Genomic DNA, 13,880 nt, shown 5'->3' on the forward strand with positions numbered 1-13,880 from the left:
TCACTGCTCCTGCCGGACCGGGAGGACGTTCAGGCCTTGCCCGCGGAACTGCCATCCGTCTTTGGTTTCCTGCCAGCGGAAGTTTCGGTTGATCCACTCGGCTTTCATGTTCTCGTACAGGCGGCGTTGGTCGATCGGCTTGCCGGCTTCGCGCTGTTGCCTGGCGATCACGTAGGTTTCGTCCCATATTGGCTGGAAGGCTTTGTTTTGCAGCGCCTTGGTGAACGGTACACGGGCGTAGACCCCGTCGTTCGTTGCGCTGAGGCGGATTTCGTTGTCCAACAGCAAAGCGGCGCTGCGGTTGTCCGGCGCAACCGATACCAGGCGTGAGAACGGTGTTCCATTCTGCCCGGGAAGGCGGTCTTCGAACCACAGCACCTGCCCTGTGGAAGTGTCCAGCGCGCGCGAACCTGCGATGAACAGCAGTAGATCCTTGCGGCCCGGTTGCGCCAGGCCCAGGTCCGGGTCCCGCGTGTCGATGACCGGGCTGAGCACCCGAGCCAATGGCGTGTCGTTCTGTACTGAAATCAGGATCGTGCCCACTCCCATGAGGTCGTTCGATACTGCCAGCAATACCGGCTGGCCGCCGATCTCGGGCCCCAGGGCCTGGACATGAATGAATTCCACTGCGTTCAGGGGGCGATAAGTCTGGCCGTGATAGCTGATGGTGCGCAGGTAAGACCCGCTGCGCGAGTCCAGCCGGAAGGCGCCAAGCTCTTCGCTGACGCGGCTGTCGGCCCCCGGCTGTGCCGGGGTTGCCGTTTGCGCATTGGCGGCCATGGGCGCCAGCGTTACCGCCAGGGTCAGGCTGATCCTGGTCAGAATGGCAGGCCAAGAAATGAAATTGGTTCGAGAGAACTGCGCCACGGCTTCCCCAGTCATCCCTGCTTAAGTCGGAACTGATGGATTCTATCGTATGCGGTTCGTTGCCGATGCCGCCTGGTGGCTCATCCTGTCCGATCTTGTGCAACAAGGTCATTCAGCACATGCCAGCGATATCCTCCAGGATAGCAAGGGCGGCAAGGCTGTCGGCGCGTGCGCGCGTGCAGCAACCGAGTGCGCAATTCAACGGCGGCCACTGTCGTTCTTGACGGCTCACGGCCATTGATCCAGAATCAAGCGCTTCAATTTTTAGCAGGGCCGGAGGCCTTACGCGCGATGGCTCCAGGCAAGCAGGCAGCAGGCGACACGCCGCTGATAGACCCTTTCATTGACGCTTTGTGGCTGGAAGACGGGCTGGCGGCCAATACGCTGGCGGCTTACCGGCGCGATTTGCGCGGCTGGTCGGCGTGGTTGCAGGAAACCAGGGGCATGGCGCTGGCCGATGCCAGCGCGGCCGACGTGTCGGCGTGGTTTGCGGCCAGCCATGCCGATACCCGCCCGAGCACGGCGAACCGCCGCCTGGCAACCTTGCGGCGTTTCTATGCCTGGGCCTTGCGGCAGGGGCATGTCCGCGCCGACCCCTGCCTGAATATTCCCAGTGCGCGGCAGGCCGAGCGCTTTCCCAAGACCTTGTCCGAAGGACAGGTGGAAGCCCTGCTGGCGGCACCGGATTTGCGCCAGCCAGCGGGCTTGCGCGACCGTGCCATGCTGGAAACCCTTTATGCCACCGGCTTGCGGGTGTCGGAACTGGTGTCCTTGACGGTGCTGGATGTCAGCCTGAACGAAGGCGTGGTGCGGGTGCGCCATGGCAAGGGGGACAAGGCCAGGCTGGTGCCGCTGGGCGGGGTTGCGGCGGATTGGCTGCAGGATTACCTGGATCAGGCCCGCGGCGTGATCCTGGCGGGCAAGGTAACGGATGCCTTGTTCGTGACCCGCCTGGGAGCGGGTATGACGCGTCAGGCGTTCTGGCAGCTGGTGCGCAAGTACGCCATGTTGGCAGATATCCACGCGCCGCTGTCGCCGCACGTACTGCGTCACGCCTTCGCCACACACCTGCTCAACCACGGTGCGGACCTGCGCGTGGTGCAGATGCTGCTGGGGCATGCCGATATTTCCACCACGCAGATTTATACTCACGTTGCCCGCGAGCGCCTGAAAACGCTGCACGCACAACATCATCCCAGAGGTTAGCAAGTGAAGTCCCGCCACGTATCGGAAACGCCCGCGACACAGTTCCTCAAGCGCCATGGCGTTGCCTTCGAGGAGCGTGTCTATGATTATGTCGAGCATGGCGGTACGGCCGAGGCATCGCGGCAGCTGGGCATGGACCCGCATTCTGTCATCAAGACACTGGTCTTCGAGGACGAAAAGGCTCAGCCCCTGATTGTGCTGATGCATGGCGATTGCGAGGTGTCGGCGAAGAATCTGGCGCGTCAGACCGGCGCACGCAAAACGGCGCCATGCGCGCCAGAAGTGGCGCAGCGCCATTCGGGTTATTTTGTCGGAGGGACGTCGCCATTCGGTACCCGAAAACGCATGCCGATCTGGGTGCAGCAGAGCATCCTGGAACTGCCTCGTATCCTGATCAACGGCGGCCGGCGCGGTTATCTGCTGGAAATCGACCCCCAGGCGCTGGTGACTGTGCTGGGCGCCAAGCCGGTCGATGCCGCCCTGAACCACGACGAAAGCTAGGGTGGCGCAGGTCGGTTCCGGCAGCCGGGACAGGTGTGCAAGCGCCCGCTTCCGCCACCCGGCGATCTGGCCGCCGGGAGCCCGGACAGTCTGGTAAAGTAGCGTCCTCGCCCTGCGGCTTGCCTGGCGGACCTGGTGCCCGGCTGCATAGACACAGGCTGTCTGGTGAACCAGGGGCAGGCACGGCAAGCAGCGGTCTGCGCCCCTCTCGGGGTACCTGGCGCATCCCCAGCGAATCATAAAGCCTTGCCGGCACAGGCTCCTTCAAAGAGCTTGCCGCCAGGCGTCAGCAACAGGCAAGACGGAAGAATTTATGGCAGTTTCCGGCGATGCCGCACCCAGCGGCCGCTATCAGCGGGTTTCCGGAGAAAAAGCCGGTGGCGCAACCTATACGCCGGGCGTTCTCTCGGATTTCGTCGCCGCACGCATGGTGGAAGTCCTGGCGCAATTGCCACAGGGCAGGCGCCTGCGCGTGCTCGACCCCGGCGTGGGCGAGGGTGAGCTGTTGCTTAGTCTCTTGTCGGAACTGCAGCGGCGCGGCGTCACCGATGTAGACGTTCATGCCTTCGAAACCGATGCGGCAGCCCTGGCCGTGACCCGGCAGCGCCTGGAAGCCGTATTTCCGCAGGCGACACTGCATATGATCCATGGCAGCTTCCTGGATTATGCGCTGGCGCAGCCGGATGATCAGGCCGGGCAGGGCAGCGCCTATTTTGATCTGGTGATCGCCAATCCGCCTTATATCCGTACCCAGGTGCTGGGCGCCGTGCAGGCGCGCTGGCTTGCCAGCCAGTTTGGGCTCAAGGGCCGGGTAGATATGTATCACGCCTTTGTGGCGGGTATTGCGCGAGTGTTGCACGTGGGGGGCATGGCTGGCCTGATTGTCTCCAATCGCTTCATGAGCACGCGCTCGGGCGCGGTGGTGCGGGCCATGTTGCGGCGCCATTTCCGTATTCGTCATGTCTGGGACTTGGGCGATACCCGCTTGTTCGATACTGCGGTGCTGCCCGCCGTACTGCTGCTTGAGCGCGGATCACCAGAGGCTGGCGCTGCGACTGCCGGTTTTGTGTCGGCCTATGAGGCAGTCGGGGAGCCGGGCGAAAAAAGCCGGCGCGTACCCGATGCGATCGCGGCGCTGACGCGACCGGGGCTGGCGGCGCTGCCTGATGGTCGCCAGTTGCGCGTGACCCATGGCAAGTTGGATGCCGGGATTCGTCCACAGGACAACTGGCGCATTGCGACCGGTGCCGGGGATGATTGGCTGCGTACGGTCGCTGCCCACACCTGGAAGCATTTTGGCAACCTGGGCAAGATCCGCGTGGGGGTCAAGACCTGTGCCGACAAGGTATTCATCCGCCAGGATTGGCAACAGGCGGTGCCGGGAGGCTTGCCCGAACTGTTGCGGCCCTTGACCACGCACCATATCGCCCGGCGCTTTCGTGCCGAAGCACCGGCGCGGCAGATTCTTTATCCCCATGGTTCGCTGGAAGGACGGCGCATTGCGCTGGACCTGGAGCAATTCCCGCGCAGCGCCGCCTACCTGGAACAGCATCGGGCCACGCTGGCGGCACGCAGCTACGTGACGGAAGGCGGACGCCACTGGTATGAAATCTGGGTGCCGCAGGACCCGGCGCGCTGGGCCTTGCCCAAGCTGGTATTCCGCGATATTGCCGAAGCGCCAACCTTCTGGGTTGACCTGGAAGGCAGCGTTGTCAATGGCGACTGCTATTGGCTGGCGGCGGAAACCCCCGAAGCGGAAGCCCTGTTGTGGCTGGCGGCCGCAGTGGCCAATTCCTCGTTCATCGAGCGTTTCTATGACGAGAACTTCCAGAACAAGCTGTATGCCGGGCGGCGCCGTTTCATTACCCAGTATGTCGAGCGTTTCCCCTTGCCGGACCCGGACTTGCCGCTGAGCCAGGAGATCGCGGCGGCGGCCCGGCGCATCCATGAACTGGCCGGTACTCCCGAGGCCGAAGTGATGGAACGTGAACTAGATCAGCAGGTCTGGCGCGTGTTCGGCGTCGGCTCGAAAAAAGCCGGCCGGTAAGGGAATCTGCAGTTTCTTGTTCAGGCCTTTGCCCTGGAATTGGGTAAAGCGGGTAAAAAAGTCTTCCCCCGTGCTGACGATCAGATGCGTCAGCGTCACCATGCGGCCATCGGTACGGGCATAGAACACGGCATAGCGGACATCGCAATGGCGCGGCTGGTAGCCGTCGAGCTGCGGCACATCCAGCAGGTCCGGCCCGGAGGGCAAGGCCAGGCCCAGGTCTATCGTTGGGCTGGTCTGCAGCTTGACTTCCAGCAGTTGCTGCCGCACATCGGGAAACTGGCCGTCATCCAGGTAATGCTGGTAGCCCAACTGGCGGCAAACAAGTGCGTGCAGGCCGGCGCCACGATTGCGTTCCTGGTCTGCGCCCAGGTCGGGGAAGCTGCTGCCTACCAGTGGCGCCAGCCGCTGGTATATCTCGGCGACAGGCAGCAGGGCGCCAGCGGTTGGGTAGGATACCGGCGTGACCGTGGATAGCTGCAGGCCTGGCCGGGTCAGGGGCTGAATGGCAGTGGTGTCCTGCAGGGAGACCAGTTCGGCAGTTTCGTCGCCGACCAGGCAGCGCGCCTGGTATTTCTGGGTCAATGTGCCAGTGGTGTCCAGTTGTGCCAGCGTATCTCCCGTGACCACGCGCACCTGGCTGATGCAATCGGCGGCGTTGACGCGGATCAGCACGTAGCGGCGCGATGGGGAAAGTTCTTCGTTCCAGACCTGAAGATTATTGGCTTTTTGTACATAAGTATCGAATAGCTGACCGGGAAAACGCGGCTGCACCTTGCGAAACGATGGCGGCAGGGGATAGCCCAGGGCGGTGCAGACATATTGCTTGGCGACCTTGGAACGGGTGCGCAGCGGCAATCCGGCCAGCGATTGGCCGCGCAGCGCGTCATCCAGCAGCTTTTCCAGATCCGGGGTGGGAATCCAGAACGCGGGATCGCCGACGGCGATAGGATCGTAGATGCTCAGGCCGGCGGCACGGATGTTTTCGACGTAGGGAATGGCAGGGGGTGTAGCGGCGGTCACTGGCATGGGGGAAACATTCATGAAACAGCGGGGCGGGCAGGGCTGGCAAGCAGGCGCAGCCCGTTAATCCCCGGCATTGTAGGACAGCATCAAGCTGCATTGCCCGAGGCAGGCCAGACCGGTGCCGCTGCTCAGGCAAGCGGCTGCCGTTCAACCCGGGCGGCTGATTCATATGCTCATGCTTGTGTGGCCGGAACGGAAAGCGATAATCTAGGCGATTGGTTACGCGCAGCTGCCATTCAGGTCCGGCCTTGGTCCTGTGCCGTGCCTATTTATTTGATTCATCGGGATATCGACATGAGCAAGCAAAAAGTGGTTTTCATTACCGGGGCGACCTCGGGCTTCGGCCGTGCCACGGCACGCCGCTTCGCCGACGCAGGCTGGGCCCTGGTGCTGTCAGGACGGCGTTACGAGCGCCTGGAAGCGCTCAAGCAGGAATTGCAGGGCAAGGTGCCGGTGCATATCGCTGCCCTGGATGTCCGCGATGCCGAGGCGGTCAGCGCCATGGTTGCCGCCGTACCGGAGGCGTTCCGCCCGATCACCACGCTGGTCAACAACGCCGGCCTGGCGCTGGCGCCGGAACCCGCGCAGAAGGTGGCGCTGGAGGACTGGCACACCATGATTGATACCAACGTCAAGGGCCTGGTCAATGTGACGCACGCCCTGCTGCCGCAACTGCTGGAAACCGGTGCGGGGGCGAGCATCGTCAACCTGGGGTCCGTGGCAGGCCAATGGCCGTATCCCGGCAGCCATGTCTACGGGGCGTCCAAGGCCTTCGTCAAGCAATTTTCCTACAACCTGCGCTGTGACCTGATCTCCACCGGCGTGCGCGTGACCGACCTGGCGCCGGGCATGGCCGAAACGGAGTTCACGTTGGTGCGTACCCGGGGCGACCAGGGGGCGTCGGAAAAGCTTTACCGTGGGACGCATCCGCTGTCGGCCGAAGATATCGCCGAGCAGATCTTCTATATTGCGACGCTGCCGCCGCACATCAATATCAATCGCCTGGAGATCATGCCCAGCCGCCAGGCCTGGGCGCCGTTTGCGGTGGACCGCGACCCGGCTTGAGTCCGGGGGCAGGGTGATATCGCCAGTCTTATCGGGTGCGGGTGCGCCGGGGTTCTGCCGGCGCGCATGGCCGTTGCCTTCTACGCTGGCGCAAGTCGGTGCCGGTCGTTATGATGGCCTGCTGGCCGCCGCCAGGTGGCGGCATGTCCTTCCTGCCAACTGGAGATAGACGGCATGAAACTCTACTATATGCCCGGCGCCTGCGCGCTGGCGCCTCATATTGTTGCCAACGAACTGGGTATCAAGCTGGACCTGGTCCGCGTCAGCATGTCCACCAAGAAAACCGAGCACGGTGACGACTATCTGGCCATCAACCCGAATGGCTACGTTCCGGCGTTGGTGCTGGACGATGGCCAGGTGCTGCTGGAGGTTGCGGCGCTGGTGCAATACCTGGCGGACCAGAAACCCGGGAGCGGGCTGTTCCCGCCTGTCGGCGAAATGAGCCGCTATCGCGTGCTGGAAGCCCTGTCTTTTGCCGGCAGTGAACTGCACAAGGGGTTTGTGCCGTTCTTCAAGCCCGGTACGCCCGAAGAAACCAAGGAAGCCAGCCGCCAGCAGCTGCAAAAACGCATCGGCTACGTGGACAGCCTGCTGGCCCGGCAAGCCTATATTGCCGGTGATGCCTATACGATTGGCGATGTGTATCTCTGGGTGGTGTTGAGCTGGGCGCGTATCGTCAAGTTCGACCTGTCGCCCTACGCCAACGTGCAGCGCTGGCAGGCGGCGGTAGCGGCACGGCCGGCCGTCCAGCTCAGCCTCAAGGAAGAAGGACTGGCCTGAGCGGTGCCTGGGGCGCGGCTGGTGTCACCGGACTGCGCCCGATGGGAAAATCCAACTATGTCGGGAAATTCAGGCAAGGTTAGAATAATCAAAAATTTGTGATGATATGACCACTTGCCGATGTGCGATGCCGGCTGCGGGCCGAGTTCGGGCAAGGCAGTGTTCATATGGTGCCGGGAAGACTCCCGCAGGAAGGAAACCAAACCGGCGATCGCGGGTCTGATTTCCCTGAATGCGCGAGTTGACCAGTCCGACGCGTGCCATGCTTATCTTGCCTGCCTCATGCCAGATCCCGTCAGCATTTTTATCGTCACTATCGTTTCCGCCCTGATGAGCCTCGGGGTACTGGGTTCCATGTTGCGCACCCGGGTTTCCGGCGTGCGCGACTGGCTCGTGGGCTGTTCACTCTCCATTTTTTCCCTGCTGCTGATTTGCATGCAAAGCTATGGCTGGCCCAAGGCGATATCGGTGCTTTTGGCCAATCAGTTGCTGATGCTGGGCTTGCTGATCATTCTGCAGGGGTGCCGGAAATTCGCCGGAACCAAGCCAGTCAAGAGCGGTGAATACGTGGCCTGGCTGCTCATCCTGGCCGGGCTGGCGTACTGGACCTACCAGTACGATAACGTCAACGCCCGCATCGCCCTGGTGTCCGCCTTCCATGCCTATATCTACTTTTCGGTGGCGTGGATCAGCTACCGCATCCGCCCGGACGGCCATTTTTCCTATGCCTACCGTTTTGTCTGCGTTGCCGCTGCGATAGGCGGCCTGGCGCACGCGGCACGCGGCCTGGCCTATGGGCTGGGTTGGCTGCACCAGACCAGCGTGCTGGAATCCTCGGTCGCCACCACGCTGTTCCTGGGGCTGGCAATCGTGGCCCTGCCTTGCCTGGCGGCGGGTATGGTCATGTTGGTGCATGATCGGCTGGTGCGCCGGCTGGAGCATATGGCCAGTGTCGATGAACTGACTGGCGCGTTGATGCGGCGTACCTGCCTGCAACAAGCGGAACGGGCCCTGCGCACGGCCGTGCGCACCGGCCGGCCGCTGTCGCTGGCGATGATAGACCTGGATCGTTTCAAGGCCATCAACGATAGCCGCGGCCACGCCGTAGGCGATCGTGTGCTCAAGCATTTCGGCGGTCTGGTTGGCGGTAGCCTGCGGGCCAGCGATATTTTCGGGCGGATGGGGGGCGAAGAGTTCATCGTCATCAGTCCGGAAACCTCACAGGCCGAGGGCGTCAAGATGCTGGAGCGCATGCAGCGGCTGATCCAGACGGTGCCATGCATGGTGGATGGGGCAGAACTGCCCTATACCTTCAGCGCTGGGGTGGGGGTCTACAAGCCGGGCGAAACGCTGGCAGAACTGATGGCCAGGGTGGATGAAACCCTGTATGTCGCGAAATCCAGGGGGCGCGACTGCATCGTTGAAGCGCCACCCGAATGGCGCATCGAGAAACCCGTGGCGGTGGGAGTGCAAGCGCGCTCGCCGCTCGCCGGACAACAGGCGGAAGGCAAGGCCTGCCCCTGAGCCTGGTGCCCGCAGCAATTTCTCGCAAACGTTGCAGATGTGTTACGACACCACGGTGCCGCGTGCGTGGGCAGATCGTGCCAGGATGGCATACTGCCGTCGTCGTGGCGCTGGCCGTAGGCTCGCGCCGGTTTCGAATGTCTATCTTCAAGCAGCGTATGAGCCTGGCAAATCCCGTTTATCAGAGACGTTTTCAATTAGGTACGGCTGGCGTACTTATGGGCCTGTTGTGCTGGTGGCTGTTTACCTTGCTGAACCAGGCCGAGGACAAGGCCACTTGGGTAATTTTGCTGGTAGCGGCGGGAACCTTGGGTTTTGCTGCCCTGTCGTTGCTGCCCAGGTTGCCGCTGCTGCGAGCGCTGAGCGCAGCGGGGGGGCTGGCGTTGCTGAGTGGCGTATTGGTGTTGATCGGCATGGGAGGCTATGCCGAAGTGGAGCAGTTCCTCCAGGCGCCGCAAATGTGGGTGGGCATGGCACTGCTGCCCGTGATTGCCGTGCCCTTTCTTGCGGCAGGGTTGTCGCAGCCGGGCGGCTGGCGCGACTACCGGCTCTTGTTCGCCCATAGCTGGGATATTGTTTGCGCCTGGGCGGCTGCCTTCGTTTTTTCGGGCATCGCCTGGGTGGTGTTGATCGCCAGCAGCGAGCTGCTGGGTTTTGTCGGCATCGACATCGTGCGGGACGTACTGACCCATGCCCCGGTAACCGTCATGGTGACGGGCTGCCTGCTCGGTTTGGGCCTGGCGGTTTCGTCCGAGCTGGGCAGCTATGTCTCTCCGGTCCTGCTGCTGCGTTTGTTGCGCCTGCTGACCCCGGTGCTTTTCGTCGTCATGGTGGTCTTCATCGTGGCTTTGCCGTTCCGGGGCACGATAGGCCTGTCGCTGGCAGCATTGTGTGTTTGCGCGGTGTTCGGTGCCTCGACCCTGATTTCCGCGGTGATCGCCGAAGATGATGAAAATGCCAGCCCATCGCCACTGCTGCGCGCTGCCTCGCGAGGCCTGGGACTGGTCATGCCGCTGTTTGCCGGCGTGGCGGTATGGGCCGTCTGGCTGCGTATCGACCAGCACGGCTTGACGCCGCAGCGGGTATGCGCCCTGACCGCAGTCCTGGTGGCGGCGGGCTACGCAATCTGCTACTTCTGGGCAGTGTTGCGGCGCCAGGCCTGGATGGCAAGGGTGCGCCAGGCGAATATCGTCATGGCGCTGGCAATGGCGCTGCTGGCGGTATTGTGGCTGGCGCGCTTGTTGTCTCCGGAGGCGCTGTCGGTCTGGTCGCAGGTATCGCGTTTCGAGGCGGGCCTTCTGCCGCCGGAACAGGTGCCGCTGTCGGAAATGCAATCTTCCTGGGGTAAGCCAGGCCAGCGTGCGCTGGAACGGCTGACCGGGGCGGGCGGGCCGTTGGAAGGCCGTCTGGACCAAGCGTTAAATCAGGAAGAAGACGATCGCAGCGAAGAGAAAATGCGGCAGTTGCTGGTGACTCTCTTGCCCAGCCTGCCGGCAGACCACGCATTGCGCGAAGACCTGGCCGGCAATTATCCAGGCTGGGACGTGGAGCAAGTGCTGCGTTCTTGCCGTGTGCTGACGCCTGCGGGGCATCCGAGCTGCCTGGTGGTGTTTGCTCGCCTGGACCCAGCCTTGCCGGGCGAACTGGCCATCGTATTTGCCAATGAGTCCGTGGAAGGCATCAGCGTGTTTTCGCAAAGCGGCGAGGATGGCGCCTGGCGGCGTGAGCGGGACTGGGGGCAGGGGGTGAACCGGCTGGATGCTGCCGCCTTGATCGACCGCCTGTATGCAGATGGCCTGCAGATCGTTACCCCGCCGTTCCAGGTGCTGCAGCTGGGGGACGGATACATAGGCGTGTTGCCTGATCGGTGATCGAAATGCCGGCTTGCCGGCACCAGTTTGCAGCGGGCCGGGCAGGGGCGTTCAGGCCAGCAGCCCGCGTTCGCGCAGAATGCCGAACATGGTCAGCACGCCCGGTACCTGTACGGGTTGCTGCCGGTATTCGGCAAAAGAAAAATAGCGGGCATCACCGATTTCCTGGCTGGCAATGAAGCGGTCGTCCCGGGCGTCATAGAGAAAGCAGTCCTGTTCCATCACCACGTTGGGCGCCTCGCCATAGGCGGGGGCGGAAACATGGCAGAGAAACTGCAAGCGCCCGGTATCCAGCACCAGGTCCAGTTCTTCTTCGATTTCGCGCAGCAGCGCCTGCTGCGCATTTTCTCCCGCATCTATTTTGCCGCCGGGCAGGTACCAGGCTTGTTTGTTGTTGCTGAAGGCCAGCAACAGGGATTGCTCCTTGAGCACCACCAGCGCGGCGGTTGCAAGGGCAACGGTGGGGCCTGCGGGGGCGGTGGCAACCGGGCTATCGGCGGAAGACGGCTGGTTTTTTGCGGTCATGCGTGCGGGAAAGAAAACGAGTCGGGAATGCGGCCATGAATAGCGCCATGAATGCGGTCATTCTAGCCCGCCGCTTCAGGCCGGTCGGGACTGGGTATGTACGTATGAAGGCAAGTCCAGGCTCATCAGCCAGTTGACGAAGGTGCTGACGGCCTGCACGTTACTGCGTTCCTTGCGCACGCACAGGAAGTAACCCTGGCGCGCCAGTTCCGGTGTGGGAACGGGTTCGATCAGTTCCTGGCTGCGCAGGGGCTGCGTGACCAGGCAGCGCGGCACCAGGCCCACGCCCATGCCCAGCTTGGCCGCAGCGATGATCATGTCGTACTGGCCGAAATTGGGGCCAAGATGCGCTGTGGAAACCGGCAGTTTGCGTTCACGGAACCACTGTACCCAGGCATGCGGCACGTTGAAGTGCTGCAGCAGCGTGGCATCCGGGAAACGGGAGACATCCTGCAGCCCGCACGCCTGTGCATAGGCTGGCGAACACACCACGGCTTGTTTCTTGCCGACCAGATAGCTGGAAATCATCGCGGGCCAGGCGCCTTCGCCGAACTGTATGGCAACGTCGATATGTTCGTTGGCCAGGAAATTCTGCTGGTGATCGTGCGGGGTGAAGTTTAGCCGTATGGATGGATGCTCACGGTAGAAGTCCACCAGCAGTGGCATCAGCAGGTAGGTGGCCAGTGTGGGGGGCACGGAGATCGTGACGTATTGACGCTGCCCGCGCCCGGAGACGATGTGGTTGCTGGCGTCCACCAGAATGCGCAGTGCTTCCTGCGCCTGTTCCAGCAGGAATTCGCCAGCCTCGGTGAGTAGCAGGCGATTGTTCTGGCGCATGAACAGCGGGGTGCCCAGATAAGTTTCCAGGTTGGCGACCTGCCGGCTGATGGCTCCCTGGGTAACGAACAGTTCGCTGGCGGCCTTGGTGAAACTGGAATGCCGGGCGGCGGCTTCAAAAGCCTGCAGCTCGGTGATGGAGGGACATATTTTTTTCATTGGTCGAAAGTGCCATTCCCAAATGTCATGCGTGCATCAGATTTTTTGGTTTGCCGGGTCTCGGGGCTGTTCTTATCCTTGGCACATAAGGTAACAACAAAAACACAATACAGGACTGTCGAGGAGGTGGTTGGGTATGGAAACCGGAGACATCGGGCGTGTGTCCTTCAAGCATTGCACGATTCTGCACCCGGAAACGGGGCTGCTGGAATCGGGCCGCAGTATCGAGGTGCGTGATGGCCGCATTGCGGCCATCACGGAGGACGCAGCAGCGCCGGCCGATGCGATAGACGTCGGCGGGTTGACTGTCATGCCGGGCATGATCGACTGCCACGTGCATGCCATTGCGTCCGACATGAATCTGGGCCGCAATGCCATGGTGCCCAATATTCTCATCAGTTTCCGTGCCATTCCCATTCTGGAGGGGATGCTGCAACGTGGCTTCACGACAGTGCGCGATGCCGGGGGGGCGGATTTTTCGCTGGCCCAGGCAACCGCAACCGGGCTGGTGGCCGGACCGCGCATTTTCCCATCGGGCAGGGCCTTGTCGCAGACAGGGGGGCACGGTGATTTCCGCGCCCGCAACGATGTGATCGAGCCGTGCGCCTGTAGCCACCGGCTGGGTGCAATCGCTCGTGTCGTCGATGGTGTGGATAATGTCCGGCTGGCCGTTCGCGAGGAGATCCAGAAAGGCGCAACGCAGATCAAGGTCATGGCCTCTGGCGGTGTGGCTTCGCCCAACGACCCGATTCATTTCCTGGGCTATTCCGAAGCCGAATTGCGCGCCATCGTTGAAGAAGCCGCCAATGCCGGCACCTACGTGATGGCGCACGCGTACACGCCCCGGGCGATCGAGCGTGCAGTCCAGTGCGGTGTGCGCACCATTGAGCATGGCAACCTGCTTGATGATGCCAGCGCGGCGGTCATGGCGCGCCATGGCGCGTATCTGGTGCCGACCAATATCACCTACGACGCGCTGTTTCGCGACGGGCCGCGCTATGGCTTTCCGGATGAACTGCGGCCAAAAATCGACGATGTGCGCGAAGCCGGGTTGAGGGCGCTGGCAGTGGCCGCCCGCGCAGGCGTGAAAATCGCGTTCGGTTCGGACCTGCTGGGCGCGACCCATGAGCAGCAGGCCAGGGAGCTGGCGCTGCATGCGGATGTTCTAGGCAATTTGTCCGCCATCCGTTCGGCGACGACGGTGGCCGCCGAGGTGCTGCAGCAGGAAGGACTGCTGGGCACCATCCGTCCGGGCGCACATGCCGACCTGTTGTTCGTGGATGGCAACCCGCTGGAAGATATCAATGTACTGCTGGACCAGGGCGCGCGCCTGCGCGGCATCATGAAGCAGGGGACGTGGATGAAAAATACCTTGCGCCGTTGATACGGCGCCGCGTGCCCGGACCGGGGGAGGAGGGCCGGGCGCGCATGGCGGTTTCACGCGGGTACCAGCGACGAGCGCGGACCTACAA

General features: G+C 62.7%; 12 protein-coding genes. 8 read left to right on the plus strand and 4 right to left on the minus strand.

Going from position 1 to position 13,880, the window contains the following annotated elements; all coding sequences use genetic code 11:
• Nucleotides 1-882, minus strand: coding sequence for a hypothetical protein (locus ACEW7X_RS06490; RefSeq protein WP_242611444.1), 882 nt, complete (start codon nucleotides 880-882; stop codon nucleotides 1-3).
• 276 nt (nucleotides 883-1,158) lie between these two features.
• On the opposite strand from ACEW7X_RS06490, the gene xerD reads away from it, so the two are divergent.
• The 3 genes from xerD to ACEW7X_RS06505 all read left to right on the plus strand — a co-directional run bounded on the left by xerD (nucleotide 1,159) and on the right by ACEW7X_RS06505 (nucleotide 4,621).
• Nucleotides 1,159-2,073, plus strand: coding sequence for a site-specific tyrosine recombinase XerD (xerD, locus tag ACEW7X_RS06495; protein ID WP_068368632.1), 915 nt, complete (start codon nucleotides 1,159-1,161; stop codon nucleotides 2,071-2,073).
• Nucleotides 2,074-2,076: 3 nt separating this feature from the next.
• The gene (locus tag ACEW7X_RS06500) at nucleotides 2,077-2,574 is read left to right on the plus strand and encodes an aminoacyl-tRNA deacylase (protein WP_130486889.1); all 498 of its coding nucleotides are present in this window, start codon (nucleotides 2,077-2,079) and stop codon (nucleotides 2,572-2,574) included.
• A gap of 313 nt (nucleotides 2,575-2,887) precedes the next feature.
• Nucleotides 2,888-4,621: an Eco57I restriction-modification methylase domain-containing protein gene (locus ACEW7X_RS06505; protein WP_130486890.1), complete on the plus strand. Its 1,734-nt coding sequence runs from the start codon at nucleotides 2,888-2,890 to the stop codon at nucleotides 4,619-4,621.
• Here ACEW7X_RS06505 and ACEW7X_RS06510 read toward each other — a convergent pair.
• Nucleotides 4,565-5,650 (minus strand): hypothetical protein, encoded by a 1,086-nt coding sequence (locus tag ACEW7X_RS06510; RefSeq protein WP_253100627.1) that lies wholly within the window; start codon nucleotides 5,648-5,650, stop codon nucleotides 4,565-4,567. The genes ACEW7X_RS06505 and ACEW7X_RS06510 overlap by 57 nt on opposite strands.
• Nucleotides 5,651-5,941: 291 nt before the next feature.
• Here ACEW7X_RS06510 and ACEW7X_RS06515 point away from each other — a divergent pair, with 291 nt between their 5' ends.
• From ACEW7X_RS06515 to ACEW7X_RS06530, 4 genes are all read left to right on the plus strand, one after another.
• Nucleotides 5,942-6,712 (plus strand): SDR family NAD(P)-dependent oxidoreductase, encoded by a 771-nt coding sequence (locus ACEW7X_RS06515; protein ID WP_068368624.1) that lies wholly within the window; start codon nucleotides 5,942-5,944, stop codon nucleotides 6,710-6,712.
• Between the two features lie 174 nt (nucleotides 6,713-6,886).
• Nucleotides 6,887-7,492 (plus strand): glutathione transferase GstA, encoded by a 606-nt coding sequence (gstA, locus tag ACEW7X_RS06520; RefSeq protein ID WP_134838298.1) that lies wholly within the window; start codon nucleotides 6,887-6,889, stop codon nucleotides 7,490-7,492.
• Between the two features lie 282 nt (nucleotides 7,493-7,774).
• Nucleotides 7,775-9,016, plus strand: a complete 1,242-nt coding sequence (locus ACEW7X_RS06525; RefSeq protein WP_420177771.1) for a GGDEF domain-containing protein — start codon at nucleotides 7,775-7,777, stop codon at nucleotides 9,014-9,016.
• Between the two features lie 218 nt (nucleotides 9,017-9,234).
• Entirely contained in the window at nucleotides 9,235-10,887 is a 1,653-nt protein-coding gene (locus ACEW7X_RS06530; protein ID WP_068368614.1) for a DUF4153 domain-containing protein, read from the plus strand.
• Between the two features lie 51 nt (nucleotides 10,888-10,938).
• Here the strand turns inward: ACEW7X_RS06530 and ACEW7X_RS06535 are convergent, their stop codons facing one another.
• Nucleotides 10,939-11,412: an NUDIX hydrolase gene (locus tag ACEW7X_RS06535; RefSeq protein WP_083969452.1), complete on the minus strand. Its 474-nt coding sequence runs from the start codon at nucleotides 11,410-11,412 to the stop codon at nucleotides 10,939-10,941.
• A gap of 75 nt (nucleotides 11,413-11,487) precedes the next feature.
• A complete protein-coding gene (locus ACEW7X_RS06540; protein ID WP_068368611.1) occupies nucleotides 11,488-12,408 on the minus strand; it encodes a LysR substrate-binding domain-containing protein in 921 nt (306 codons plus the stop codon).
• Between the two features lie 136 nt (nucleotides 12,409-12,544).
• Between ACEW7X_RS06540 and ACEW7X_RS06545 the strand changes: the two genes are divergently transcribed.
• Nucleotides 12,545-13,792 carry a metal-dependent hydrolase family protein gene (locus tag ACEW7X_RS06545; RefSeq protein ID WP_068368608.1) on the plus strand — a complete coding sequence of 416 codons (1,248 nt, stop codon included), beginning with the start codon at nucleotides 12,545-12,547 and terminating at the stop codon, nucleotides 13,790-13,792.
• Nucleotides 13,793-13,880 lie beyond the last annotated feature (88 nt).

The sequence above is a fragment of the Kerstersia gyiorum genome, assembly GCF_048595715.1.
Taxonomy (GTDB): domain Bacteria; phylum Pseudomonadota; class Gammaproteobacteria; order Burkholderiales; family Burkholderiaceae_B; genus Kerstersia; species Kerstersia gyiorum.